Raw genomic sequence first — 25,784 nt, 5'->3', positions numbered from 1 at the left:
TATGTCGATTACCCTTAGCGACAGCGCTGCCGCGCGAGTAAGCTCTTTTCTGGCGAACCGTGGTAAAGGCTTTGGCCTGCGACTGGGCGTACGTACCTCCGGCTGTTCTGGTATGGCTTACGTACTGGAGTTTGTTGACGAACCGGCGTCTGATGACACCGTGTTTGAAGACAAGGGCGTGAAGGTGGTGGTCGATGGCAAAAGCCTGCAATTTCTCAACGGCACTCAGCTGGACTTTGTAAAAGAAGGCCTGAACGAAGGGTTCAAATTTACGAACCCGAACGTCAAAGACGAGTGTGGTTGCGGCGAAAGCTTCCACGTTTAACCGCGTTCCGCTGTTATACCGATTAATTCGTGTTGCAGAAAGGCGGCAAGCGAGTGAATCCCCGGGAGCTTACTTAAGTAAGTGACTGGGGTGAACGAGCGCAGACAACGCATCTGCAGCGCGAAGTAAGAAGGTATAACCCCACCGTGGCTTTGCTGCGCGTGGGGTTTGTTCTAACAGGCTACCCCTGAGATTGTTATGGATTACTTCACTCTCTTCGGACTACCCGCTCAATACCCGATTGATCTCCAGGCGCTGACGATCCGTTTTCAGGATCTCCAGCGTCAGTACCATCCGGATAAATTCGCCAGCGGGACGCAGGCAGAGCAGCTGGCTGCGGTATCACACTCCGCAACCATCAACCAGGCCTGGCAAACGCTGCGTCATCCGCTGGCGCGTGCAGAATATCTGCTCTCGCTCCACGGTTTTGATCTGGCGAGCGAACAGCATACCGTGCGCGACACCGCGTTTCTGATGGAGCAGCTGGAGCTTCGCGAAGAGCTGGATGAAATTGAACAGGCTAAAGACGAAGCGCGTCTGGAACGTTTTCTCCAGCGCGTAAAGGGCATGTTCGATACCCGCCATCAGCAGATGGTTGAGCAACTGAACAACGAGACCTGGGACGTGGCGGCAGACACTGTGCGCAAACTCCGTTTTCTCGATAAACTGCGAAGCAGTGCTGAACAACTCGAAGAAAAGCTGCTCGATTTTTAATTTCGGAAGCAATTATGGCCTTATTACAAATTAGTGAGCCAGGCTTAAGCGCCGCACCGCACCAGCGTCGTCTGGCGGTCGGTATTGACCTGGGCACCACCAATTCTCTCGTGGCGACCGTGCGTAGCGGCCAGGCGGAAACGCTGGCTGACGAGCAGGGCCGCCATCTGCTGCCTTCCGTGGTCCACTACCAGCAGCAGGGTCACGCGGTCGGCTTTGATGCCCGCGCCAATGCCGCGCGCGATCCGGCTAACACCATCAGCTCGGTTAAGCGCATGATGGGCCGCTCGCTGGCGGATATCCAGACCCGTTATCCGCATCTGCCGTACCAGTTACAGGCCAGCGAAAACGGCCTGCCGATGATTGCGACATCTGCCGGTCTGCTGAACCCGATTCGTGTTTCCGCTGACATCCTCAAAGCGCTGGCGGCGCGCGCGACGGCGACGCTCGGTGGCGATCTGGACGGCGTGGTAATCACCGTTCCGGCCTACTTCGACGATGCACAACGTCAGGGCACCAAAGACGCCGCGCGTCTGGCGGGCCTGCACGTGCTGCGTCTGCTGAACGAACCGACAGCGGCAGCCATTGCCTACGGCCTCGATTCCGGTCAGGAAGGGGTGATTGCGGTTTACGATCTCGGCGGCGGGACGTTTGATATCTCTATCCTGCGCTTAAGCCGCGGTGTGTTCGAAGTGCTGGCCACCGGCGGGGATTCCGCGCTCGGCGGCGATGACTTCGACCATCTGCTGGCGGACTACATCCGCGAGCAGGCGGGCATCAGCGATCGCAGCGATGCGCGCGTCCAGCGTGAACTGCTGGATGCGGCCATCGACGCCAAAATCGCCCTGAGCGATGCGCAGTCCGTCAGCGTGAACGTCGCAGGCTGGCAGGGTGAGATCACCCGCGACCAGTTCAGCGAACTGATTGCGCCTCTGGTTAAGCGTACCCTGCTGGCCTGCCGTCGCGCATTGAAAGATGCGGGCGTTGAGGCTAACGAGGTGCTGGAAGTGGTCATGGTTGGCGGCTCAACCCGCGTGCCGCTGGTACGTGAGCGCGTAGGGGAATTCTTTGGCCGCACGCCGCTGACCTCTATCGACCCGGACAAAGTGGTTGCCGTGGGTGCCGCTATCCAGGCCGATATCCTGGTCGGCAACAAGCCGGACAGCGAAATGCTGCTGCTGGACGTCATCCCGCTGTCTCTGGGTTTAGAAACCATGGGCGGCCTGGTGGAGAAAGTTATTCCCCGTAACACCACCATTCCGGTGGCGCGCGCGCAGGAGTTTACGACCTTCAAAGACGGCCAGACCGCGATGTCCATCCACGTGATGCAGGGCGAGCGCGAGCTGGTGCAGGACTGCCGCTCTCTGGCGCGCTTTGCGCTGCGAGGAATTCCGGCGCTGCCGGCGGGCGGGGCGCATATTCGCGTCACCTTCCAGGTAGATGCGGACGGTCTGCTGAGCGTGACGGCGATGGAAAAATCCACCGGCGTGGAATCGTCTATCCAGGTGAAGCCGTCCTACGGCCTGACTGATGGCGAAATCGCCTCCATGATTCAGGACTCAATGAGCTACGCCGAGCAGGATGTGAAGGCGCGTATGCTGGCGGAACAAAAAGTGGAAGCCGCACGCGTGCTGGAAAGCCTGAACGGCGCGCTTGCTGCCGATGCCGCGCTGTTAAGCGCCGCTGAGCGCCAGGTGATTGACGAGGCTGCTGCGCGCTTAAGCGCCGTGGCCGAAGGCAATGACGCTGACACAATAGAAGAAGCCATTAAAAACGTTGATAAACAAACCCAGGACTTCGCTGCTCGCCGCATGGACAAATCTGTCCGCGTCGCGCTGAAAGGCCAGTCCGTGGACGAGGTTTAATATGCCAAAGATTGTTATTTTGCCTCATGCGGACCTCTGTCCGGATGGCGCTGTTCTGGAAGCGAAGACCGGTGAAACCATTCTCGATGTAGCCCTGCGTGCAGGTATCGAAGTGGAACACGCCTGTGAAAAATCCTGTGCCTGTACCACCTGCCACTGCATCGTGCGTGAAGGTTTTGATTCTCTCGCCGAGAGCACCGAAGACGAAGACGACATGCTGGACAAAGCATGGGGTCTGGAGCCAGACAGCCGCTTAAGCTGCCAGGCCGCGGTGACCGATGAAGATCTGGTCGTGGAATTCCCACGCTACACCATCAACCACGCACGCGAGCATTAATATGGGACTGAAGTGGACAGACAGCCGTGAAATCGGCGAAGCGCTCTACGACGCGAACCCGGATCTCGATCCGAAGACCGTACGATTCACCGACATGCATCAGTGGATCTGCGATTTAGAGGATTTTGACGACGATCCAAACGCATCCAATGAAAAAATTCTGGAGGCGATTCTGTTAGTCTGGTTAGATGAAGCAGAGTAAATCACTTAACGGGCTGCCTTCAGGCGGCCCGTTTGCTAATAAGGACAAATAAAATGACCGAAGCGATGAAGATTACGCTCTCCACGCAGCCAGCCGACGCACGCTGGGGCGAGAAAGCCACCTGGAGCATCAATAACGACGGTATTACCCTGCACCTGACGGGTAACGATGATTTGGGCCTGATCCAGCGCGCCGCGCGTAAAATTGACGGCCTGGGCATTAAGCATGTCACTCTGGCTGGCGAAGGCTGGGACACCGACCGCAGCTGGGCTTTCTGGGCGGGTTACAAAGGCCCGAAAGGCACCCGTAAAATTGAGTGGGCGAACCTCGATGAAGCCGGTCAGAAAGAGCTGGAAAGCCGCCTGAAAATTATCGACTGGGTGCGCGACACCATCAACGCCCCGGCGGAAGAGTTGGGGCCTGAGCAGCTGGCGCAGCGCGCGGTTGACCTGCTGTGCGGCGTGGCGGACGACAAGATGTCCTACCGCATCACCAAAGGTGAAGACCTGCGCGAACAACATTACATGGGTATCCACACCGTGGGTCGTGGCTCCGAGCGTCCTCCGGTCCTGCTGGCGCTGGATTACAACCCAACCGGCGATAAAGAAGCGCCGGTCTTTGCCTGTCTGGTCGGGAAAGGTATCACCTTCGATACCGGCGGTTACAGCCTGAAGCAGAGCGCGTTCATGGACTCCATGAAGTCCGACATGGGCGGCGCGGCGACCATTACCGGCGCGCTGGCGTTCGCCATCACCCGTGGTCTGAACAAACGCGTAAAGCTCTACCTGTGCTGCGCGGATAACATGGTGAGTGGCAATGCCTTCAAGCTGGGCGACATCATTCGCTACCGCAACGGTAAAAATGTTGAGGTGATGAACACCGATGCCGAAGGCCGTCTGGTGCTGGCCGATGGCCTGATCGACGCCTCTGCGCAGAAGCCGGAGCTGATTATCGACATGGCGACCCTGACCGGCGCTGCGAAAACTGCCCTTGGCAACGATTACCATGCGCTGTTCAGCTTCGACGACAAGCTGGCCGCTCGCCTGCTGGCCAGCGCGGCGGCGGAAAACGAGCCGTTCTGGCGTCTGCCGCTGGCCGAGTTCCACCGCAGCCAGCTGCCGTCTAACTTCGCCGAGCTGAACAACACCGCGAGCGCGGCGTACCCGGCGGGAGCCAGCACAGCAGCAGGCTTCCTGTCTCACTTCGTTGAGAACTACCATGAAGGCTGGCTGCACATTGACTGCTCCGCAACCTACCGTAAAGCGGCGGTTGAGCAGTGGTCAGCAGGCGCAACCGGTCTGGGTGTGCGTACCGTGGCGAACCTGCTGACGGCTGAGTGATCTTTTTTGCCGGGTGGCGCTACGCTTACCCGGCCTACAAAACCCGTAGGCCCGTGCAAGCGTTGCGCCGCCGGGCAATTGTGAAGTAGCCAAACTATGTCAGAAACCAAAAACGAATTAGAAACCCTGCTGGAGCAGGCGGCGACCGAGCCCGCCCACCGTCCGGCCTTTTTCCGCACGCTGCTGGAATCCACCGTCTGGGTGCCGGGCACCGCCGCGGAAGGGGAGCAGGTTGTCGAAGACAGCGCCCTGGATCTGCTGCACTGGGAGAAAGACGACGGCACATCGGTGATCCCGTTCTTTACCTCGCTCGAGGCTTTGCAGGAAGCGGTAGAAGACGAACAGGCGTTCGTGGTGATGCCGGTGCGCACGCTGTTCGAAATGACCCTGGGGCAGACGCTGTTCCTCAACGCCAAACTGCCGACCGGGAAAGAGTTCACTCCACGTGAAATCAGCCATCTGATTGGTGACGAGGGCAACCCGCTCAGCACCCAGGAGGTGCTGGAAGGGGGCGAAACGCTGCTACTGTCTGAAGTGGCCGAGCCGCCCGCGCAGATGATTGACTCCCTGACCACGCTGTTTAAAACCATCAAGCCGGTAAAACGCGCGTTCCTCTGCTCCATCAAAGAGAGCGCTGACGAAAAGCCTGTTCTGCTGATTGGAATTGAGGCCGATGGCGATATCGACGAGATCATCCAGGCGGCGGGAAGCGTGGCGACCGACACCCTGCCGGGCGATGAGCCGATTGATATCTGTCAGGTGAAGAAAGGTGAGCAGGGCATCAGCCACTTTATTACCGAGCACATCACCCCGTTCTACGAGCGTCGCTGGGGCGGCTTCCTGCGCGATCTCAAGACCAACCGCATTATCTGATTACGGCGGGGTGACCTTCACCCCGTTGCTTCCAGCAACAGTAAATCCATCAGCAGCACCAGATTCGACTCAAACGACGTCACCCCTGCGGCTTCGGCGGCGAAATGTACCGCTTCGTCATAGAGGGCAAAATGCACGTCGGCCATACCTGCCAGCGTATTGGCCGACGCGCGGGTAAACGCGACGATCGTCATGCCGACGTTTTTGGCGATCCGCGCTTTATCCAGCACCTGCTCCGTTTCGCCGCTGCGCGAAACGGCAATAAATACCTGATAGCGTGCGGCGTTGCTGAGAAAAATATTCCGGCTGTCTCCCGGCCCGGAGATGAACGCCGTTTTTCCCAGCACCTGCAACTTCTTGGTCAGGTACTCGGCAAAAAGGTACGAAAACCCGGCGCCGTAGAGAAAGAAGCTCTCTTTCTGGCGCAGCAGGCTGGCAAACTGCTGGCGTTTGTCCTGAGTGACCCACTGGAAGGTCTGCTGATAGTTGGCAACGAACCGGGTAAAAAGCGCGGGCATTTCCGCATGTTGCTCAGGCTGTACGGTGATATGCGGCGTGTCAGAAAGCAGCTGCTTGCAGTGCCAGATAAACTCGCTAAAGCCGCTAAACCCCAGCTTCTGACACAGCCGCATAATCGTCGCGGTAGAGACAAATGTCGCCTGCGCCAGCTCGCGCACCGTGATGTTGCCCACCAGCAATGGATGCTCAGTGAGGTGGGCGAGGACGCGATACTCCGCGCGAGTCAGCGACGACCCGCGCGTTAACAGCGTTGCCAGGCGGTTATCCATTATTTCGCCGGTTCAACCGGCAGATCGTCCCGTGCACCCCATTCACTCCAGGCGCCGTCGTACAGCGTCACGTCATTCGCGCCAAGGGTTGCCAGCGCCAGGATCACCACGCAGGCCGTCACGCCGGAGCCGCAGCTGGCAATAACCGGACGATGCAAATCCACGCCCTGACGTTCAAAAATGGCACGCAATTCATCGGTGGTTTTCAGCTCGCCTTCAAACACCAGATCGCCCCACGGTACGTTCAGCGCCCCCGGGATATGTCCGCGTTTCAGTCCCGGACGCGGCTCGTCCGCTTCTGCGTTGAAACGTGGAGCGGGACGCGCATCGACGATTTGCGCCGTGTTTTCGTGGCTCACGACCAGCACGTCGGTCAGGCGCTTGACCATGTTAGCGTCAAACGTGGCATCAAATTCCCCTTCCGGCAGCGTGACGTCACCCTGCTGAAGCGGTAGTTCGTCGCGCTTCCAGCCTGCAAGTCCGCCCGCCAGAATCGATACCTTTTCCACGCCGAAGTTTTTCAGCATCCACCACGCTCGCGGCGCGGAAAACAGATTACCTTCATCGTAAACAACAAGATGTTTATCTTTGCTGATGCCCAGCTCGCGCATCGCCACGGAAAACGCTTCCGGGCGAGGCAGCATGTGCGGCAGGGGAGAGGTGTGATCGGAGAGGGCTTCGATATCAAAAAATACCGCGCCAGGCAGGTGCCCTGCACGGTATTCAGCGGGAACGTCACGATGCTCCTGGCCCGGAGGGGCCATGCGCGCGTCGATAATCTGAACTTCCGGGTCGTCGCCGTGCTCAATCAGCCAGTCGGCAGCGACAAAATATGAGGTGGACATGGTTGCCTCCATTCTTTTCCGTAAAAAAGGATTGTCGGTGTTTTTTCTGACACCGACAAGCTAACCACGTTCAACTCGCGAGCAAGCCCCTATTTTTTCACCGCTTCACCGTCCTGCCAGGCCTTTTGCAGCGCAGGCCAGTAGTCGCGGTTGGCTTCGATCATCTCATCCAGAATCGCTTTCGCGTGCTCCATGGTCGGCACGGTGCGGTTCAGAGTAAACGCCTGCAACGCTTTCTCGTAGCTGCCTTCGATGGTTGCCTCAACCAGCAGCTGTTCAGAGGCCAGCTGCTGTTGCAGGAGCGTCTGGTGGAACAGCGGCACCTGACCCACGCGGACAGGCTCCGGCCCTTCGGAGGTGATATAGGCAGGCACTTCCACCACCGCATCGTACGGCAGGTTGGTAATCGCCCCGCGGTTTTCCACCATCACCAGATGGCGTTGGCGCAGGTTGAACGCCAGTGAGCAGGCGACATCGACGATAAATTCGCCGTGAACACCTACGTGGAAGGCGTCCGGTAAAATTCCGGTGCGCTGGTACTCTTCGGCGGCGGCAAACAGCTTTTTCTCACGCCCGTTCATCACTTCGTTGGCGCGGGTATAGTCAGGGTTCTGATGCTCCACAATCTGGTTTGGCATCAGGTAGTACTGTAGATACGGATTCGGCAGGTACTCCGGGAAGTTATCCATAATCGGCTTGATGTTGCGCCAGGTTTTCACCCACGACGGATCCGAGTGCTGCGGGTCGGTTTTCGCGGCATCTTCCGTCAGCAGGCCAAACTTCGCGATATGTTTACGCAGCTCCGGCAGCTTGTCCTCGCCGTCCACCCGCACGCGGGTAAACCAGCCGAAATGGTTGAGGCCAAAATAGTCCACCTCCAGTTGATGGCGATCCACGCCCAGAATGGCGCCCATATTGCGCATCGCGGCAACCGGCATATCGCAGATGTTCAGCACGCGTGCGTTGGGGCGCAGGCGACGCACGCCCTCAGCGACAATCGCCGCCGGGTTGGAGTAGTTCACGATCCACGCCTTTTCGTGCGCGTAGCGTTCCACCCGATCGATCAGCTCTACCATCGGCAGGATAGTACGCAGGCCATATGCCAGCCCGCCGGGTCCGCAGGTTTCCTGGCCGACCACCCCGTGGCGCAGCGGGATCTTTTCATCCTGCTCGCGCATTTTGTATTGTCCGACGCGCATCTGGGCAAAAACAAAATGCGCGCCGCTGAAGGCCACTTCTGGGTCGCTGGTGACGGTGAATTTGATGCTCTGGCTGTGGTCGCGAATAATCTTCTCCACCACGGGCGCAATGGTGTTCTGGCGAGCCTCGTCAATGTCATACAGGCGGATCTCTGCCAGAGGGAAATCATGCAGACGTACCATCAGGCTTTTCACAATACCTGGCGTGTAGGTGCTACCGCCGCCGGCAATCGACAGAATAAATGGGGGTGTAAACATCTTTAGCTCCTTTCAGAGAAACGTCTCAACGGCTTCTCGCATTTTTTTGACATGCAGCCCGTAGACCACCTGAACGTTGTTACCTTGTTTGATTATCCCTTTCGCGCCGGTCGCTTTCAGGCGCGGTTCATCGATGATAGCGACGTCCTTCACCGTGACGCGTAAGCGGGTGTAGCAGTTATCCACTACCTCTATATTTTCCCGACCGCCCAGACCCACCACGATGGATTCGCCCAGCTCGTCGTTATTGCCCTTCGCCTGGTACTCCTGCTTGCTGTAAAGGCGTGTCTCCTGGTCCTCATCTTCACGGCCCGGCGTTTTCATGTTGAAGCGCAGGATCAGGAAGCGGAATACCACGAAATAAAGGGCGAACATGATCAGCCCGACCACGATGTACATGGGCCAGTTGGACTTCTCCGTGCCGAGCGGCAGGTTGTAGAGGATGAAATCGATAATCCCGTTGGCGCCGATGGCGTGAACGCCAAACAGCGAGAACAGCATCATGCCGATGCCGGTCAGCACCGCATGCACCACGAACAGCAGCGGGGCGACGAACAGGAAGGAGAATTCAATCGGCTCGGTTACGCCGACCAGCAGCGAGGTCAGCGCCGCCGGGATCAGAATCGCTTTCGCAATCGCTTTACGCTCTGGCTTCGCGGTCATGTACATCGCCAGCGCGGCGGCAGGAAGGCCGAACATCTTGCTGATGCCGCGCGCATCCCACACCACGGTACTGCTGAGCTGCTTCACGTCCGGGCAGGCCATCTCGGCGAAGTAGATATTGCGCGCGCCCTGATAGGTTGCGCCACACACCTCCTGCGTACCGCCCAGTTCGGTATACAGGAACGGCGTATAGACCAGATGATGCAGGCCCGTCGGCACCAGAATGCGTTCAAGGAAACCGTAGATCGCCACGCCAAACGGACCGGACCCTTTGATCGCCAGCGCCAAAGCGCTTATTCCATGCTGTGCGTACGGCCAGAGTTCGCTCATGACCACGCCGAGCAGCATAGAGACAGGCAGCATCACAATCGCGACAAAGCAGTGGCCGGAGTAAATCGCCATCGCGCCGTTAAACTGGACACCGGAATATTTGTTGTACAGATAACCGGAGAGCGCCCCGGTCAGGATCCCGGCGAAAACGCCCATCTCCAGCACCTGGACGCCCAGCACCATGCTTTGTCCGGCGGCTTTCATCTGTTCCGCAGGGGCCAGTTCTCCCTGAAGCTGTAACGTCACGTTCATCGCGTTAATGAATACGATAAAGGTCACCAGCCCAATCAGCGCCGCGTAGCCTTTGTCTCGTGTTGCCAGTCCAATGGGGATCCCGACGGCAAACACCAGCGCCAGGTTGACCAGCACCGACACGGCAGATTTGGCGATCAGCTGGCCGACACTCTGGATCAGCGGGTGGCCGAGAAACGGCAGGTACTCGGCCAGATTGCCGTTACCCAGTACATTCCCGAAGGCGATAAACAGGCCGACGATGGGTAAGATAAGTACAGGTCCGTACAATGATTTTCCGAAATTTTGTAGGGCGTTCACGGCTCGTTTCATGGCTTTCTCTCTTATTGAACCGCGCACTCGGGGTGCGTCATGGTCATAAAACTAGCAGGCCTGATGCGAGCTTATCCAGCTATCTTCTTGTTTTAAAAACAAATGACGCGAAAGGTAACATGTTACGTTATGCGCTGTGATCGCCGTTCCATCACGGTTTGGCTGCGTGATGCCATTCTGCGAGGTGCTTTCCAGATTATAAAATTGGACTTTTTGTATTAACGAAACTTGCGGATAATACTTATCCGGACGATGACCAACAGGCCCCTCAGGCCAGGGACACAGGATGAAACCGTTTCGCTTAGCTGCGATCTCTCTCGCGCTGCTCACCACCTTTACGCTTGTCGGCTGTGATAACAGCGACGACAAACCTCAGGCCGCTGCCCCCGCAGCGTCTACTGCATCAGAACAGAAAACCCCGGCAAAACCGGATCCTGAAAAGCTGGCTAAGCTGGCCGCGCAGAGTCAGGGCAAGGCGTTGACGCTGCTGGATGCCTCTGAAGTGCAACTCGACGGCGCTGCGACGCTGGTTCTGACCTTCTCTGTACCGCTGGATCCCAGCCAGGATTTTGCGAAAACGGTGCATGTGGTGGATAAAAAAAGCGGCAAAGTGGACGGCGCCTGGGAACTGGCCCCCAATCTGAAAGAGCTGCGCCTGCGCCATCTGGAGCCGAATCGTAATCTGGTCGTCACCGTCGAACGTAATTTGCTGGCGCTGAACAAAGCGACATTCGGCATCGACTATGAAAAAGCGATCACCACCCGGGATGTTGAACCGACGGTCGGATTCGCCAGCCGCGGATCGCTGCTGCCGGGTAAGGTGGTGGAAGGATTGCCGGTGATGGCGCTCAACGTCAACAATGTGGATGTGAACTTCTATCGCGTGAAGCCGGAGTCGCTGGCCTCGTTTGTCAGCCAGTGGGAGTACCGTAACTCGCTGACCAACTGGGAATCTGACAACCTGCTGAAGATGGCGGAACTGGTCTACACCGGCCGTTTCGACCTCAACCCGGCGCGCAATACGCGTGAAAAACTGCTCCTGCCGCTCAAAGATATTAAGCCGCTCCAGCAGTCTGGCGTGTATATCGCCGTGATGAATCAGGCTGGTCACTATAACTACAGTAACGCCGCGACGCTCTTTACCTTAAGTGATATTGGGCTGTCCGCTCACCGTTATCATAACCGCCTGGACATCTTCACCCAGAGTCTTGAAAACGGTGCGGCGCAGTCAGGTGTGGCCATTACCCTTCTGAACGATAAAGGGCAGACCCTGGCCGAGGCGAACAGCGACGCCGATGGTCATGCGAAACTGGAAACCGATAAAGAAGCCGCGCTGATCCTGGCCAGTAAAGATGGCCAGACGACGCTTCTCGACCTCAAACTTCCGGCGCTCGATCTGGCGGAGTTTGATATCGCCGGTAACCCGGGTTACAGCAAACAGTTCTTTATGTTTGGCCCGCGCGATCTCTATCGTCCGGGTGAAACGGTGATCCTGAACGGCCTGCTTCGCGACAGCGATGGCAAACCGCTTCCCGATCAGCCGGTAAAACTTGACGTGCTGCGCCCGGACGGACAGGTGGCGCGTACGGTCGTTGTGCAACCTGAGAACGGCCTTTATCGCTTCAACTATCCGCTCGATAGCGGCGCCCAGACCGGCATGTGGCATATTCGCGCGAATACGGGCGATAACCAGCAGCGCATGTGGGATTTCCACGTCGAAGATTTTATGCCTGAGCGTATGGCGCTGAATCTGACCGGGCAAAAAACGCCAGTTTCCCCGCAGGATAATGTCGACTTTAACGTTGTGGGCTATTACCTGTATGGCGCGCCGGCTAACGGCAATTCTCTGCAAGGCCAGCTTTTCCTGCGTCCGCTACGTGACGCGGTGCCTGCGCTGCCTGGCTTCCAGTTTGGTGATATTGCCGAGGAGAACCTGAGCCGCAGTCTGGATGAAGTGCAGCTTACGCTGGACGAACAGGGGCGTGGGCAGGTTACCACCGAAAGCCAGTGGAAAGAGGTGCACTCGCCGCTGCAACTGATTTTGCAGGCCAGCCTGCTGGAATCAGGTGGGCGTCCGGTAACGCGACGCGCCGAGCAGGCTATCTGGCCTGCGGCTGAACTTCCGGGGATCCGCCCACAGTTCGCCAGCAAGGCCGTTTACGACTACCGTACCGATACCACCGTCAATCAGCCGATTGTCGATGAAAACGGCAACGCCAGCTTTGACATCGTCTATGCCGATGCCAGCGGGGCGAAAAAAGCGGTATCCGGTTTGCAGGTGCGTCTGATCCGTGAGCGTCGCGACTACTTCTGGAACTGGTCCGAGAGTGAGGGCTGGCAGTCTCAGTTTGATCAAAAAGATCTGGTTGAGGGCGAGCAGGAGCTAAACCTCAAGGCCGATGAAACCGGTAAAGTCACCTTCCCGGTGGAGTGGGGCTCATACCGTCTGGAAGTGAAAGCCCCTGATAGCATGGTCAGCAGCGTGCGCTTCTGGGCGGGGTACAGCTGGCAGGATAACAGCGATGGCACGGGCGCTGCTCGCCCGGATCGTGTGACGCTGAAACTGGACAAGCCATCCTATCAGCCAGGCGATACCATCAACCTGCATATTGCAGCGCCGGCCGCAGGCAAGGGCTATGCAATGATCGAATCCAGCGAAGGACCGCTGTGGTGGAAAGAGATCGACGTGCCAGCAAACGGTCTGGATCTCGCCATTCCGGTGGACAAGGACTGGAAACGTCACGATCTCTACCTCAGCACGCTGGTGGTTCGTCCTGGCGATAAATCCAAATCCGCCACGCCAAAACGGGCGGTTGGCCTGCTGCATCTGCCAATGGGGGACGAAAATCGTCGCCTGGCCATCGCACTGGATAACCCGCAAAAAATGCGTCCGAACCAGACGCTTTCTGTGAAAGTGAAAGCCAGCGTAAAAGAGGGGGCTGTGCCACAGAAGGTGAACGTGCTGGTCTCGGCTGTCGATAGCGGCGTGCTGAACATTACCGACTACGTCACGCCGGATCCGTGGGAAGCTTTCTTCGGTCAGAAGCGCTATGGCGCGGACATCTATGATGTTTACGGCCAGGTGATTGAAGGTCAGGGACGTCTGGCCGCACTGCGCTTTGGCGGAGACGGCGATGAACTGAAACGCGGCGGTAAGCCACCGGTGAACCATGTCACCATAATTGCCCAGCAGGCGCAGCCGGTTACGCTTGATGCCAACGGCGAAGGCACCATCACGCTGCCGATTGGCGATTTCAACGGCGAACTGCGTCTGATGGCGCAGGCCTGGACGGAAGACGATTTCGGCAGCAGCGAAAGCAAAATCATTGTGGCGGCTCCGATTATCACCGAGCTTAACACGCCGCGATTCCTCGCAAGTGGCGATACCTCTCGCCTGACGCTGGACCTGACCAACCTTACTGACCAGTCGCAAACGCTGAACATTGCGTTAACCGCAACCGGTAAGGTGTCGCTCGAAGGTGCTCAGCCAGATCCGGTTAAGCTGCCGCTTGGCGCTCGTAGCACTCTGTTTATTCCGGTGCGCGCGCTGGAAGGCTATGGCGATGGTGAAGTAACTGCTCAGGTGACGGGGCTTCAGCTCCCTGGTGAGACGTTTGTGCCGCAGCAGAAGAGCTGGAAAATTGGTGTACGCCCCGCATTCCCGGCGCAAACGGTGAATACGGGCACGATGCTGAACCCTGGCGAATCCTGGAGCGCGCCAGCACAGCATATCGACGGTTTCTCGCCTGCCACGCTACAGGGACAGCTGTTGCTCAGCGGTAAACCACCTTTGAACCTGGCGCGCTACATTCGTGAACTTCAGGCCTATCCATACGGATGTCTTGAGCAGACCACCAGCGGCCTGTTCCCGTCCCTCTACACCAACGCGGCACAGCTTACGGCGTTGGGCATTAAAGGCGACACCGACGATAAACGCCGTGCGGCCATTGATATCGGCATCTCCCGTCTGCTGCAAATGCAGCGTGACGATGGCGGTTTTGCCTTGTGGGATAAAAACGGCCCGGAAGAGTACTGGCTGACCGCCTATGTTACGGACTTCCTGGTGCGGGCAGGGGAGCAGGGTTACAGCGTGCCTGCCGAGGCGGTGAATAACGCCAACAGCCGACTGCTGCGCTATTTACAGGATCCGGGGATGATGTCCATCCGCTATAGCGACGACACCCAGGCCAGCAAATTTGCTGTCCAGGCGTATGCTTCGCTGGTGCTGGCTCGTCAGCAAAAAGCGCCGCTCGGTGCATTGCGTGAAATCTGGGATCGCCACGCTCAGGCCGCTTCCGGGCTTCCTTTGATGCAGCTGGGCATGGCACTCAAACTGATGGGGGATACACCGCGCAGCCAGCAGGCGCTGGATCTGGCTCTCAAAACACCCCGTAACGACAGCCGAAACTGGATGGCGGATTACGGCAGCCAGCTGCGTGATAATGCCCTGATGCTCTCCCTGCTGGAAGAGTACAAGCTGCTGCCGGATGCGCAAAACAGGCTGTTGAACGCGTTATCTGAAGACGCGTTCAGCCAGCGCTGGCTGTCAACCCAGGAGAGCAATGCGCTGTTCCTGGCTGGACGTTCACTGCAAACCTTGTCAGGCGCGTGGCAGGCAACGACCACCCTCTCTGAACAGACCCAGAGCAGTGATAAAGCGCAGGTAGAAAACCTGAACGGCGACCAGCCTGGTGCCTTGCAGGTGACGAATACCGGCACGACGCCGCTGTGGGTACGACTGGACACTACTGGCTATCCGGAGTATGCGCCCCAGCCATCTTCTCACGTCTTGCAGATTGAACGTCATATCCTGTCGACAGACGGCAGCAGCAAGTCGCTCTCTTCACTTAAGAGCGGTGAGCTGGTTCTGGTGTGGCTGGAAGTGAAGGCAAGCCAGAACGTACCGGATGCGCTGGTGGTGGATCTGCTCCCGGCAGGTCTGGAGCTGGAAAACCAGAATCTGGCGAGCAGCAGCGCCAGCTTGCAGGACAGCGGCAGTGAAGTGCAAAACCTGCTGAATCAGATGCAACAGTCTGATATTCAGCACATGGAATTCCGCGACGATCGCTTTGTGGCCGCCGTGCCGGTCAATGAAGGTCAGCCGGTCACGCTGGTTTACCTGGCCCGTGCCGTTACGCCGGGAACCTACCAGGTGCCTGTTCCTATGGTCGAGTCCATGTATGTTCCGCAGTGGCGGGCAACGGGGGCGGCCAGTGGCCCGCTGATCGTTGTTCCGTAAGATGCAGATAGCACGCCTGATTCGCTCCCGCTGGCTGTGGCTTGCGGGAGCGCTTCTCTTTTTAGGGGGGCTGATTGTCGCCGCTGACCGCGTGTGGCCGTTGCCCCTGAAAGAGGTCAACCCTGCGCGAGTGGTGGTGGATGAGCAGGGTGTTCCGTTGTGGCGTTTTGCCGACAGCGAAGGCATCTGGCGCTATCCGGTTACCATTGAAGAGGTTTCCCCACGCTATCTTGAGGCGCTGATCCAGTATGAAGATCGCTGGTTCTGGGATCACCCTGGCGTCAATCCGCTTTCTGTACTGCGTGCCGCCTGGCAGGATCTCACCGCCGGGAGAGTGGTTTCTGGCGGGAGCACGCTTACCATGCAGGTGGCACGTCTTCTGGATCCGCATCCGCGTACCTTTGGCGGTAAAATTCGTCAGCTGTGGCGGGCGATGCAGCTGGAGTGGCATCTCTCCAAGCGTGAAATCCTGACGCTGTATCTCAACCGTGCCCCGTTTGGCGGCACGTTGCAGGGCGTGGGCGCGGCAAGCTGGACTTACCTTGGCAAACCGCCGTCTCAGCTGAGCTATTCCGACGCGGCGCTGCTGGCAGTGCTGCCGCAGGCACCCAGCCGTCTGCGCCCGGATCGCTGGCCGGAACGTGCCGAAGCGGCGCGGAACAAAGTGCTCGACCGTATGCTGACTCAGGGTGTCTGGTCTGAGAAGCAGGTGAAAGAGTCCCGTGAAGAGCCGGTCTGGCTGGCTCCCCGGCAGATGCCGCAGCTGGCGCCGCTCTTTTCCCGCATGATGCTGAGTAAAAGTCGTGACACAAAAATAGTCACCACGCTGGATGCAGCTTTGCAACGACAGCTTGAAGAGCTGGCAATGAACTGGAAATCACGCCTGCCTGCCCGCAGTTCGCTGGCGATGATCGTCGTGGATCATACATCCATGAAAGTGCGTGGCTGGGTAGGCTCGGTAGATATCAATGATGACAGCCGTTTCAGCCACGTGGATATGGTCAATGCGATCCGATCGCCGGGATCGGTCCTCAAGCCATTCATCTATGGCATGGCGCTGGACGATGGTCTGATCCATCCCGCTTCGTTATTACAGGATGTGCCAAGAAAAACGGGGGATTATCGTCCCGGCAACTTTGACAGCGGCTTCCATGGGCCGGTCAGTATGAGCGAAGCCCTGGTGCGTTCCCTCAACCTGCCTGCGGTGCAGGTTCTGGAAGCGTACGGCCCAAAACGTTTTGCCGGAATGCTGAGCAACGCGGGATTACCGCTCATTCTGCCTGCGGGGGCACAGCCCAACCTCTCTCTGATCCTGGGGGGCGCAGGCGCACGCCTGGCTGATATCGCTGCCGCCTATAGCGCCTTTGCGCGTCAGGGTAAGGCGGGCCGGCTGCGTTTACAGCCGGGCGATCCGCTGATCGAACGTCCGCTGCTGTCGCAGGGGGCGGCGTGGATCATTCGACGCATTCTCGCTAATGAAGCACAGCCCCTGCCGGACAGTGCGTTGCCCCAGGTTGCGCCGCTGGCGTGGAAAACGGGCACCAGCTATGGCTACCGGGATGCCTGGGCCATCGGCCTGAATGCCCGGTATGTCATTGGAATCTGGACCGGACGCCCGGACGGCACGCCCGTTGCCGGGCAGTTTGGTTTCGCCAGCGCGGTACCGCTCCTGAATCAGGTCAATAACATGCTTCAGTCCCGCTCGATGGTGGATGAAGCGCGCCTGCCGCGCGATCCGCGTCCTGCAAGCGTAGGACGGGGCGTGATTTGCTGGCCGGGGGGCCAGTCCCTGCCTGAAGGGAGCGAAAACTGTCGGCGTCGGCTGTCAACCTGGCTGCTGGAAGGCAGTGAACCGCCTACGCTGTTGCTGCCGGAACAGGAAGGTATTCGCGGGATCCGTTTCCCGGTCTGGCTGGATAAAGAAGGCAAACGCGTTGCGGCGGATTGTCCTGATGCGACAGAGAAAGTGCTGGATGTCTGGCCGCTACCGCTGGAGCCCTGGCTGCCTGCTGCTGAAAAACGGGCTGCTCGTCTTCCCGCCCGTTCAGCTATTTGCCCTCCGCTGGATAACCATAATGCGGCGCCGATGATGTTGTCAGGCGTCAGAGAAGGGGCGGTAATTAAACGTCTTCCGGGTGAGAAAAATATGACCCTTAACGTTTCAACCAGCGGCGGGGAGGGACAACGATGGTGGTTTTTGAATGGCGAACCGCTGGACGGGCATCAGAAGAATTATTCACTGCAATTATATTTGCCGGGTAAATATCAATTAATTGTATTAGATGAAACAGGACAAACGGCGACAGTGAATTTTGTATTAGATCGCTAAGTATTACCCCTCAAGAGTTAGCTTGATAATTATCAATATTCGTTCCTGAAAAAAAACGAGAATGCGTTTTTATTTGAAGGAACGAGCAATGAAAAAAAATAAACATCAGGGAGAAGGGCTTATTCCCGCCATATCCCGGCGTCAGTTTATTCAGGCAGGGTCGGCGCTCGCCGCCCTGCCGTTTGTCGTCAAAACCGGCAAAGTACAGGCACAGGGCGCGGCGGTTTCAGACGCTACGCCTGAAGAAAAAGTGGTGCAAACCTGTAGTACGTTTGACTGCGGCGGGAAGTGTGATATTCGTGCTCACGTCAGTGATGGCGTTGTGACCCGAATTTCAACGCGTCCGGATAACGCGCTGGATCCGCAGATGCCAGTAATGCGCGCCTGCGTTCGTGGTCGGGCTTATCGGAAATTTGTTTATCACCCCGATCGACTGAAATATCCAATGAAACGTGTAGGTAAACGTGGCGAAGGAAAATTTGAGCGTATTACCTGGGATGAAGCCACTACCCTTATTGCGAATCAATTAAAAACTATTACGCAAAAATACGGTGCTGCGTCACGCTATGTTCATGTGGGCACCGCGGTGTCCGGCGGGACCTTTTCCGGCGATAAAATGGTTCGTCGTCTGCTCAACTTAACCGGCGGCTATCTCGAAAGCTATCACTCGGTCAGTATGGGTAACACGGCGGCGGCAACGCCGTATACCTATGGCACCGCCGCCAGCGGCAGCTCTCTGGACACGCTGCTGGACACCAAACTGGTCATTCTCTGGGGGCATAACCCGACGGAAACCATCTTCGGGCACAGCAACCACTTCTACCAGAAGATGAAGCAAAACGGCACGCGCTTCATTGTTGTCGACCCACGCTATTCCGATACGGTTTCCTCCCTTGCCGATCAGTGGATCCCATTGCTTCCTGCCACGGACAACGCCCTGATGGACGCGATGATGTATGTGATCGTCACGGAGAATCTGCACGATCGCGACTTTATTCAGCGCTACACCCTTGGCTTTGACGAAGACGCCATGCCAGAGGGCGTTCCGGCCAATGAATCCCTGATGGCTTACCTGAGCGGTGCAAAGGATGGCGTGGCGAAAACGCCCGAGTGGGCAGAGAAAATCACCCACGTGCCTGCACAAACTATTCGTCAGCTGGCGCGCGACTACGCAACCACCAAGCCCGCCGCGCTGATTCAGGGCTGGGGACCGCAGCGTCATAACTGCGGCGAGCGCACCGCGCGAGGCTCGACAATACTGGCCACGCTAACGGGTAACGTCGGGGTGAAAGGCGGCTGGGCAGCAGGCTATGGCGGCTGCGCAAACCGCAAATTTGCGGCCGGGCCAGAGATGCCGGACAACCCGGTCAACGCCAAAATTTCGGTCATGAACTGGGTGCAGGCCGCGGATGATGCTTCTAAGGTAACCGCGGAAGATGGCCTGAAAGACGCTGAGAAGCTGGACAGCAATATCCGCATCCTGTTCTCGCTGGCGGGCAATTATCTGGCTAACCAGAACCCGGACCTTCATCAGGCAACCCGTGTCCTGGAAGACGAGTCGAAAATCGAGTTTATCGTCGCAAGCGATCTGTTTATGACGCCGAGCGCCAGATACGCCGACCTGCTTTTGCCGGAAACCAGCTTCATGGAACGCTGGAATATCGGCGAAACCTGGGGCACGGCAAGCTATCTGATCCTGTCAGAAAAGCTGATTGAACCTGAATTTGAACGCCGTTCAGACTACGACTGGCTGCGGGAGGTCGCTGCTAAGCTTGGCGTCGAGCCAGCGTTCAGCGAGGGCCGTGACGAAAAAGCGTGGATTGAGCACATCTGGGAGCAGACGCGGCTGTCCATGCCGGATGAAAACCTGCCGGACTTCGCGACGCTACAGAAGACGCGTCAGCATCTTTTCAAAAGCGCGCCGTACGTTGCCTTTGAAGACAACATTCGCGATCCGCAGAATCATCCGTTCCCGACGCCGTCCGGTAAAATTGAGATTTTCTCGAAGCGTCTGTACGACATGCAGCACCCGGAAATTCCGGCGCTGTCGCACTACGTGCCTGCCCATGAAGGGCCGGAAGACGAGCTGGCGAAAACCTTCCCGCTCCAGCTGATCACCTGGAAAGGAAAAAACCGCGCTAACTCCACCCAGTACGCCAACCCGTGGTTAATTGAGGCGCAGCAGCAAAAGCTGTGGATCAACCCGCAGGATGCGCAAAAGCGCGGCATTGCGCAGGGGGATACCGTGCGTATTCATAACGCGCGCGGCATTTGCGAGATCCCGGCGGAGGTCACGCCGCGCATCATTCCAGGCGTGGTGGCCATGCAGGCAGGCGCCTGGTGGCAGCCGGACGAGCAGGGTATCGATAAAGGCGGCTGCGCGAACGTGCTCAGTTCCGCCCGTATTACCGCGCTTGCGAAAGGGAATTCCCATCAAACCATGCTGGTGGAGGTAGCTAAAGCATGAGTCAGTTTAAACATTACGCGCCGGTGAGCGACAAACAGCTGGGTTTTTATATCGACTCTTCTCGCTGCTCGGGCTGCAAGGCATGCCAGGTGGCGTGCAAAGATAAAAACAACCTTGAGGTCGGACGTCGTTTCCGTCGCGTTTATGAAGTCAACGGCGGGAGTTTTATCCCGACCGGGCAGGGCGGCGTCAGCAACAACGTTTTTGCCTACACGCTCTCTATTTCCTGTAACCACTGCGCAGACCCTGTCTGCACCAAAAACTGTCCAACCACCGCGATGCATAAGCGTCCGGGGGACGGCATTGTGCGCGTTGATACTGATAAGTGCGTCGGCTGCGGCTACTGCGCATGGTCTTGCCCTTACGGCGCGCCACAGCTCAACGAGCAGACCGGGCAGATGTCCAAATGTGATTTCTGCGTGGATCTCCAGGCGAAGGGAGAGCAGCCCGTCTGTGTGGCAACCTGTCCACTTGAAGCGATTAAATTCGGGCCGATTGATGAACTGCGGGCGAAGTATGGTGCGGTCTGTGATGTGAAAGGCTTGCCTGATTCCTCCATCACCAAACCAAACCTGGTGATCAAAGCGCATCAGGGCGCAGAGAAAGAGGGGAAACGTCATGCATGAGTTACCGCTGCTGATTTTTACGCTGTTCCTGCAAGGATCGGTTGGCGTTACGCTGTGGCTGGCGTTCGGAAGCACGCAACGCAGCGCGCTGCTGCCGGCAGCCGGAGCGTTTGTGCTGGCGAGCCTGGGGCTGCTCGCCTCCGCGCTGCACATGGGCTATCCGCTTAATGCTCTTAACGCGCTGCGCCACGTATCCAGCTCCTGGCTGAGTCGTGAGATTATCTTTGCCAGTCTTTATCTTGCGGCACTTGGCTTCGCAACGCTGCTGATGTTTGTCAAAAAGCCAGGCTGGAAGCCACTGTTGGTTGTGGCAGGTCTGGTTGGTTTAGTCGATGTGTTCTGCATGGCGCAGATCTACATGCACGCATCCGTGGTGACATGGCAGCACGTTAACACGCTGGTGCTGTTTTTCGGTTCGGTGGGGATTATCGGTTCAGCCTGCATGGCCGTTGGGACGCGTTCCCAGACTACCGTGCGTGCGGCGGTTGTCATTATCACGCTCCTGGTGCTTGTGCGTCTGGTGATGCAGCCCGTCTGGCTGGCAGATATTACGGCTTTGGACAACACCGTGGTGACGTTCCCTCACGCACCGCTACAGATGCTGGAGCAACTTCGAACCGTGCATCTGCTGAGCTGGTGCGTATCCGTTGCGGGTATGCTGTGCTTTGCTGCGGGCGGTCTGAAAGCGGCGCGATCTCCCATGCTGCTGGGAAGCGCATTGCTGATTGTCGGTGAGCTGATGCTGCGCTTCGTTTTCTTCAGTATTGGCTGATGGGCGGATTGACCTTTGCCCCGGCGATGGACGTGACGCATGCGTGCGTCCGTCGCCGTTTTCGCCACGCTTCCTGCCTCGCCTGCGCGGACGTCTGTCCTGTGCAGGCTTTTTCTTTTACCGACTCAGGCGTCACGGTTGATGACAGCCGCTGTATTGAATGCGGTGACTGCCTGTTCGTCTGCCCTGCTGAGGCCATCACCGGCATCACGCCGCGAAAACGCTTTCTGTGTGGCGATACGCTTGTTGGGCCGTTTACTGACCGTGCGCCAGGGGTGAATGAGCTTCTGCTGTGGCACGCGCAGCACCACGTTCGTTTTATCAGTATCGACGCGGAGCAGAATCCTGACTGGTTGCTGGCGATTGCCCGGCTGAATCTGGCGCTTCGTCGACGCGGTGAAGCGGCGTGGGCGTTTAAACATATACCCGTCAACGAGGTTAATACCGCCCGGCGTGCGCTGATGCACGTTCCCCGTGAGGATGTCCGGGCCTGTAGCGTCGTGCCCGGTCAGCGTGAACTGCGCAGGGCGTTTTCTACGTTTAGCGAGGCAGAGATAACTCTCGATGCCGAATCCTGCGTACTGTGCGGCGCGTGCTGGCGAAGTTGTACGGAAAACGCGATTCAGTTTGAGAACGCTGAACTGATCGTGGAAACCGGACGCTGTACGGGGTGCGGCGGCTGCGAAGCAGTATGCCAGCATGCGGCGATAAACGTGACGCAAACAGACGGGGTAGGGAAAAGCGTGGCCATACCGGCATATGAAGCCGTTTGCCTGACGTGCCACCGTCATTTCTGGTCATTTACGTCTGATGAAAAGCAGTGTCCGCTCTGTTTTCATCATCAACACGGTATGCGAAATACGAGCTGTTGCTAATCTTCGTCTCATTTTAAAAAAATGTTATGCATAACCATAGGCAATGGCGCTATTGCTCTTTATAATCCGCGCCACACCATACTCAGGTATGCAAAAACAACAGAACATTTTACAGAGGTTATCAATGGCTATTGAACGTACTTTTTCCATCATCAAACCAAACGCGGTGGCAAAAAACGTTATTGGCAGCATCTTCGCTCGCTTTGAATCAGCAGGGTTTAAGATCGTTGGCACCAAAATGCTGCACCTGACCGTTGAGCAGGCTCGCGGTTTCTACGCTGAGCACGAAGGTCGCCCATTCTTTGATGGTCTGGTCGAGTTCATGACCTCTGGCCCAATCGTGGTATCCGTACTGGAAGGCGAAAACGCGGTACAGCGTCACCGCGATCTGCTGGGTGCAACCAACCCGGACAACGCGCTGGCAGGTACTCTGCGCGCCGACTATGCAGACAGCTTCACCGAGAACGGCACCCACGGTTCCGACTCTGTTGAATCTGCTGCGCGCGAAATCGCGTTCTTCTTCGCTGAAGGCGAAGTGTGCCCGCGCACTCGCTAATAATTTCGTAAATGCCGCGTGCAAACGTGGCATCCCTGCGCCAGACTTTGTACAATGCAACGCCCCGGACGAGCAGACTGCTTACCGGGGCGTTTCTTTTCAACCCACCAAGGGCCACAACGTGTAACAACGAGGCCGGAAAAAATTATGTCTGAATTAGTGAATACCTCCGAAGTCGCCATTCCTGCGGTTCCCAATAAAAATGGAAAAATTAACCTGCTGGACCTGAACCGTCAGCAGATGCGCGAGTTCTTTAAAGAGATGGGCGAGAAGCCATTTCGTGCCGATCAGGTCATGAAATGGATGTACCACTATTGCAGCGACAACTTTGATGACATGACGGACATCAACAAAGTGCTGCGCAATAAGCTTAAAGAAGTGGCGGAAATCCGCGCACCGGAAGTGGTGGAAGAGCAGCGCTCTTCAGATGGCACCATCAAGTGGGCCATTGCCGTTGGCGATCAGCGCGTTGAAACCGTGTATATCCCGGAAGACGATCGCGCCACGCTGTGCGTCTCTTCTCAGGTGGGCTGTGCGCTGGAGTGCAAATTCTGCTCTACGGCGCAGCAGGGCTTTAACCGTAACCTGCGCGTGTCGGAAATCATTGGCCAGGTCTGGCGTGCCGCGAAAATCGTGGGCGCGGCGAAAGTCACCGGTACACGTCCAATCACCAACGTGGTGATGATGGGGATGGGTGAACCGCTGCTCAACCTGACCAACGTCGTTCCGGCGATGGAAATTATGCTCGACGATTTCGGTTTTGGTCTGTCCAAGCGCCGCGTTACGCTCTCTACTTCCGGCGTTGTGCCTGCGCTGGACAAACTGGGCGACATGATTGACGTTGCGCTGGCCATCTCCCTTCACGCGCCAAACGACGCCATCCGTGACGAAATTGTGCCGATCAACAAAAAGTACAATATCGAAACCTTCCTGGCTGGCGTGCGCCGTTACCTGGAGAAATCCAATGCCAACCAGGGCCGCGTGACCATTGAATACGTGATGCTGGATCATGTTAACGACGGTACCGAACATGCACATGAGCTGGCTGAACTGCTGAAAGATACGCCATGTAAGATCAACCTGATCCCATGGAACCCGTTCCCGGGCGCGCCGTATGGCCGTAGCTCGAACAGCCGTATCGATCGCTTCTCAAAAGTGCTGATGGAGTATGGTTTCACCACCATCGTTCGTAAAACGCGTGGCGATGATATCGACGCAGCCTGTGGTCAGCTGGCGGGTGACGTTATTGACCGTACCAAACGTACGCTGCGTAAGCGCATGCAGGGTGAGTCAATCGCGGTCAAAACCGTTTGATTATTATGCAGACACGGCGCGTTTTTTGCGCCGTGAAGCATTAATTTACTGAATATTCAGTCACAATCCTTATGACTGATTAATAATTACGGTGCGTTTCATACGACTTTCGGGCAGTATGTAACGACGTAACAACAGTTTAGCGTGAAGGCCTGCCAGCGCTGTCATCTGCGGCCCGACAGTCTTATACTGTTTGTTCCAGGTTAACTGACCTAAAGTTTCGCGGTGCGGGTGGCATTGTGACTCACCGGCACCTGAACCCTTATTTTCACGTACCAGTAGTTGTAGCGAATGAATACTGAAGCCACTCACGATCAAAATGCAGCACTCTCCACTGGCGTTCGTCTTCGCAACGCCCGTGAACAACTCGGACTCAGCCAGCAAGCCGTTGCAGAACGCCTGTGCCTGAAGGTTTCCACCGTTCGCGATATTGAAGAAGATAAGGCACCCGCCGATCTGGCTTCAACATTTCTGCGCGGTTATATCCGTTCTTACGCCAAACTGGTTCATATCCCTGAAGACGAATTACTGCCGATGATGGAGAAGCAGGCGCCTGTGCGTGCGGCAAAAGTTGCGCCGATGCAGAGCTTCTCTCTGGGTAAACGTCGTAAAAAACGCGATGGCTGGCTGATGAGCTTTACCTGGCTGGTCCTGTTCGTGGTTGTCGGCCTGACGGGCGCATGGTGGTGGCAAAACCACAAAGCGCAGCAGGAAGAGATCACGACGATGGCCGATCAGTCCTCCGCTGAGCTCAATCAGTCTGGTAATAACGGCGCGCAAAGCGTGCCGCTGAGCACCGAAGGAGCAGCGACCTCCAGCGAACCTCAGGCGGCAGCAAGCAGCACGCCTGCAACCGAGCCAGCGACGACGCCAGAAGCGACGGCGAATACCGCACCAGCCACCCAGGCCCAGGATCAAAACGCGGTCGTATCACCTTCACAGGCCAATGTTGATACCGCCCCTGCGGCAACGGCACCGGCAGATAACACCGCGGCCTCACTGCCAACTGACCCGGCGGGTACGGCGGCACCTGCCGTTGACCCGAATGCGCTGGTGATGAATTTCACGGCGGATTGCTGGCTGGAAGTGACTGATGCGACAGGTAAAAAGCTGTTCAGCGGCCTGCAACGTAAAGATGGCATGTTAAATCTAACGGGCCAGGCACCTTACAAGCTTAAAATCGGCGCACCGGCAGCGGTACAGATCCAGTATCAAGGAAAACCTGTCGATCTGAGCCGCTTTATCAGAACTAACCAGGTTGCGCGTCTTACCGTTAATACCGAACAATCAGCAGCACAGTAAC

At 57.3% G+C, this 25,784-nt stretch carries 20 protein-coding genes; 16 read left to right on the top strand and 4 right to left on the bottom strand.

The features are described 5' to 3' along the window. Position 1: 1 nt before the first annotated feature. The 7 genes from iscA to sseB all read left to right on the top strand — a co-directional run bounded on the left by iscA (position 2) and on the right by sseB (position 5,656). Complete coding sequence (iscA, locus tag IPZ49_RS02220) at positions 2-325, top strand: iron-sulfur cluster assembly protein IscA (RefSeq protein WP_003860659.1); 324 nt, start codon at positions 2-4, stop codon at positions 323-325. 198 nt (positions 326-523) lie between these two features. Further along, entirely contained in the window at positions 524-1,039 is a 516-nt protein-coding gene (gene hscB, locus IPZ49_RS02215) for a co-chaperone HscB (protein WP_022649017.1), read from the top strand. Positions 1,040-1,053: 14 nt separating this feature from the next. Further along, positions 1,054-2,904: a Fe-S protein assembly chaperone HscA gene (gene hscA, locus IPZ49_RS02210; protein ID WP_063146773.1), complete on the top strand. Its 1,851-nt coding sequence runs from the start codon at positions 1,054-1,056 to the stop codon at positions 2,902-2,904. 1 nt (position 2,905) lies between these two features. Next, entirely contained in the window at positions 2,906-3,241 is a 336-nt protein-coding gene (gene fdx / locus IPZ49_RS02205; protein WP_003860652.1) for an ISC system 2Fe-2S type ferredoxin, read from the top strand. Position 3,242: 1 nt separating this feature from the next. Further along, entirely contained in the window at positions 3,243-3,443 is a 201-nt protein-coding gene (gene iscX / locus IPZ49_RS02200) for a Fe-S cluster assembly protein IscX (protein WP_003860650.1), read from the top strand. A gap of 53 nt (positions 3,444-3,496) precedes the next feature. Further along, positions 3,497-4,783 carry an aminopeptidase PepB gene (gene pepB / locus IPZ49_RS02195; protein WP_063146772.1) on the top strand — a complete coding sequence of 429 codons (1,287 nt, stop codon included), beginning with the start codon at positions 3,497-3,499 and terminating at the stop codon, positions 4,781-4,783. 96 nt (positions 4,784-4,879) lie between these two features. Continuing rightward, positions 4,880-5,656, top strand: coding sequence for an enhanced serine sensitivity protein SseB (sseB, locus tag IPZ49_RS02190; RefSeq protein WP_032623766.1), 777 nt, complete (start codon positions 4,880-4,882; stop codon positions 5,654-5,656). A 17-nt stretch (positions 5,657-5,673) separates the two neighbouring features. Here the strand turns inward: sseB and IPZ49_RS02185 are convergent, their stop codons facing one another. From IPZ49_RS02185 to IPZ49_RS02170, 4 genes are all read right to left on the bottom strand, one after another. Further along, positions 5,674-6,444 carry a MurR/RpiR family transcriptional regulator gene (locus IPZ49_RS02185; protein WP_015572161.1) on the bottom strand — a complete coding sequence of 257 codons (771 nt, stop codon included), beginning with the start codon at positions 6,442-6,444 and terminating at the stop codon, positions 5,674-5,676. Then, positions 6,444-7,289: a 3-mercaptopyruvate sulfurtransferase gene (gene sseA, locus IPZ49_RS02180; protein WP_063932848.1), complete on the bottom strand. Its 846-nt coding sequence runs from the start codon at positions 7,287-7,289 to the stop codon at positions 6,444-6,446. Before sseA ends, IPZ49_RS02185 begins: the two co-directional genes overlap by 1 nt. A gap of 89 nt (positions 7,290-7,378) precedes the next feature. Then, complete coding sequence (locus IPZ49_RS02175; RefSeq protein WP_063932847.1) at positions 7,379-8,746, bottom strand: 6-phospho-alpha-glucosidase; 1,368 nt, start codon at positions 8,744-8,746, stop codon at positions 7,379-7,381. A gap of 12 nt (positions 8,747-8,758) precedes the next feature. Beyond that, on the bottom strand, positions 8,759-10,303 hold the full coding sequence (locus tag IPZ49_RS02170; protein WP_017692920.1) for a PTS transporter subunit EIIC: 1,545 nt from the start codon (positions 10,301-10,303) through the stop codon (positions 8,759-8,761). Between the two features lie 286 nt (positions 10,304-10,589). Between IPZ49_RS02170 and IPZ49_RS02165 the strand changes: the two genes are divergently transcribed. The 9 genes from IPZ49_RS02165 to rodZ all read left to right on the top strand — a co-directional run bounded on the left by IPZ49_RS02165 (position 10,590) and on the right by rodZ (position 25,783). Continuing rightward, positions 10,590-15,542, top strand: a complete 4,953-nt coding sequence (locus IPZ49_RS02165; RefSeq protein ID WP_063932846.1) for an alpha-2-macroglobulin — start codon at positions 10,590-10,592, stop codon at positions 15,540-15,542. A 1-nt stretch (position 15,543) separates the two neighbouring features. Beyond that, positions 15,544-17,871: a peptidoglycan glycosyltransferase PbpC gene (pbpC, locus tag IPZ49_RS02160; protein WP_063932845.1), complete on the top strand. Its 2,328-nt coding sequence runs from the start codon at positions 15,544-15,546 to the stop codon at positions 17,869-17,871. Positions 17,872-17,959: 88 nt separating this feature from the next. Then, positions 17,960-20,338: a DMSO/selenate family reductase complex A subunit gene (locus IPZ49_RS02155; RefSeq protein WP_058689175.1), complete on the top strand. Its 2,379-nt coding sequence runs from the start codon at positions 17,960-17,962 to the stop codon at positions 20,336-20,338. Further along, positions 20,335-20,964 carry a DMSO/selenate family reductase complex B subunit gene (locus tag IPZ49_RS02150; protein WP_015572168.1) on the top strand — a complete coding sequence of 210 codons (630 nt, stop codon included), beginning with the start codon at positions 20,335-20,337 and terminating at the stop codon, positions 20,962-20,964. The genes IPZ49_RS02155 and IPZ49_RS02150 overlap by 4 nt, the downstream gene beginning before the upstream one ends. Further along, a complete protein-coding gene (locus IPZ49_RS02145; protein ID WP_047741451.1) occupies positions 20,957-21,736 on the top strand; it encodes a DmsC/YnfH family molybdoenzyme membrane anchor subunit in 780 nt (259 codons plus the stop codon). Before IPZ49_RS02150 ends, IPZ49_RS02145 begins: the two co-directional genes overlap by 8 nt. Then, positions 21,736-22,611: a 4Fe-4S binding protein gene (locus tag IPZ49_RS02140; protein ID WP_047741450.1), complete on the top strand. Its 876-nt coding sequence runs from the start codon at positions 21,736-21,738 to the stop codon at positions 22,609-22,611. Before IPZ49_RS02145 ends, IPZ49_RS02140 begins: the two co-directional genes overlap by 1 nt. 124 nt (positions 22,612-22,735) lie before the next feature. Further along, positions 22,736-23,167, top strand: coding sequence for a nucleoside-diphosphate kinase (gene ndk / locus IPZ49_RS02135; RefSeq protein WP_003860625.1), 432 nt, complete (start codon positions 22,736-22,738; stop codon positions 23,165-23,167). A gap of 147 nt (positions 23,168-23,314) precedes the next feature. Beyond that, the gene (locus tag IPZ49_RS02130; RefSeq protein WP_003860623.1) at positions 23,315-24,481 is read left to right on the top strand and encodes a bifunctional tRNA (adenosine(37)-C2)-methyltransferase TrmG/ribosomal RNA large subunit methyltransferase RlmN; all 1,167 of its coding nucleotides are present in this window, start codon (positions 23,315-23,317) and stop codon (positions 24,479-24,481) included. A gap of 291 nt (positions 24,482-24,772) precedes the next feature. Then, positions 24,773-25,783 (top strand): cytoskeleton protein RodZ, encoded by a 1,011-nt coding sequence (gene rodZ / locus IPZ49_RS02125; RefSeq protein WP_063932844.1) that lies wholly within the window; start codon positions 24,773-24,775, stop codon positions 25,781-25,783. The last annotated feature ends 1 nt before the right edge of the window (position 25,784 follow it).

Source organism: Enterobacter cloacae complex sp. S2, assembly GCF_015159675.1.
In the GTDB taxonomy this organism is placed as follows: domain Bacteria; phylum Pseudomonadota; class Gammaproteobacteria; order Enterobacterales; family Enterobacteriaceae; genus Enterobacter; species Enterobacter intestinihominis.
This window is presented reverse-complemented; position numbering and strand designations above follow the sequence as displayed.

What these genes read in the sequence shown, in the direction of transcription:
- sseB (WP_032623766.1), top strand. Translation starts at nt 4,880, where the DNA reads ATGTCAGAAACCAAAAACGAATTAGAAACCCTGCTGGAGCAGGCGGCG.
- rodZ (WP_063932844.1), top strand. Translation starts at nt 24,773, where the DNA reads ATGAATACTGAAGCCACTCACGATCAAAATGCAGCACTCTCCACTGGC.
- iscA (WP_003860659.1), top strand. Translation starts at nt 2, where the DNA reads ATGTCGATTACCCTTAGCGACAGCGCTGCCGCGCGAGTAAGCTCTTTT.
- hscB (WP_022649017.1), top strand. Translation starts at nt 524, where the DNA reads ATGGATTACTTCACTCTCTTCGGACTACCCGCTCAATACCCGATTGAT.
- hscA (WP_063146773.1), top strand. Translation starts at nt 1,054, where the DNA reads ATGGCCTTATTACAAATTAGTGAGCCAGGCTTAAGCGCCGCACCGCAC.
- pbpC (WP_063932845.1), top strand. Translation starts at nt 15,544, where the DNA reads ATGCAGATAGCACGCCTGATTCGCTCCCGCTGGCTGTGGCTTGCGGGA.
- pepB (WP_063146772.1), top strand. Translation starts at nt 3,497, where the DNA reads ATGACCGAAGCGATGAAGATTACGCTCTCCACGCAGCCAGCCGACGCA.
- iscX (WP_003860650.1), top strand. Translation starts at nt 3,243, where the DNA reads ATGGGACTGAAGTGGACAGACAGCCGTGAAATCGGCGAAGCGCTCTAC.
- IPZ49_RS02175 (WP_063932847.1), bottom strand. Translation starts at nt 8,746, where the DNA reads ATGTTTACACCCCCATTTATTCTGTCGATTGCCGGCGGCGGTAGCACC.
- IPZ49_RS02165 (WP_063932846.1), top strand. Translation starts at nt 10,590, where the DNA reads ATGAAACCGTTTCGCTTAGCTGCGATCTCTCTCGCGCTGCTCACCACC.
- IPZ49_RS02145 (WP_047741451.1), top strand. Translation starts at nt 20,957, where the DNA reads ATGCATGAGTTACCGCTGCTGATTTTTACGCTGTTCCTGCAAGGATCG.
- IPZ49_RS02150 (WP_015572168.1), top strand. Translation starts at nt 20,335, where the DNA reads ATGAGTCAGTTTAAACATTACGCGCCGGTGAGCGACAAACAGCTGGGT.
- fdx (WP_003860652.1), top strand. Translation starts at nt 2,906, where the DNA reads ATGCCAAAGATTGTTATTTTGCCTCATGCGGACCTCTGTCCGGATGGC.
- sseA (WP_063932848.1), bottom strand. Translation starts at nt 7,289, where the DNA reads ATGTCCACCTCATATTTTGTCGCTGCCGACTGGCTGATTGAGCACGGC.
- IPZ49_RS02185 (WP_015572161.1), bottom strand. Translation starts at nt 6,444, where the DNA reads ATGGATAACCGCCTGGCAACGCTGTTAACGCGCGGGTCGTCGCTGACT.
- IPZ49_RS02170 (WP_017692920.1), bottom strand. Translation starts at nt 10,303, where the DNA reads ATGAAACGAGCCGTGAACGCCCTACAAAATTTCGGAAAATCATTGTAC.
- ndk (WP_003860625.1), top strand. Translation starts at nt 22,736, where the DNA reads ATGGCTATTGAACGTACTTTTTCCATCATCAAACCAAACGCGGTGGCA.
- IPZ49_RS02155 (WP_058689175.1), top strand. Translation starts at nt 17,960, where the DNA reads ATGAAAAAAAATAAACATCAGGGAGAAGGGCTTATTCCCGCCATATCC.
- IPZ49_RS02140 (WP_047741450.1), top strand. Translation starts at nt 21,736, where the DNA reads ATGGGCGGATTGACCTTTGCCCCGGCGATGGACGTGACGCATGCGTGC.
- IPZ49_RS02130 (WP_003860623.1), top strand. Translation starts at nt 23,315, where the DNA reads ATGTCTGAATTAGTGAATACCTCCGAAGTCGCCATTCCTGCGGTTCCC.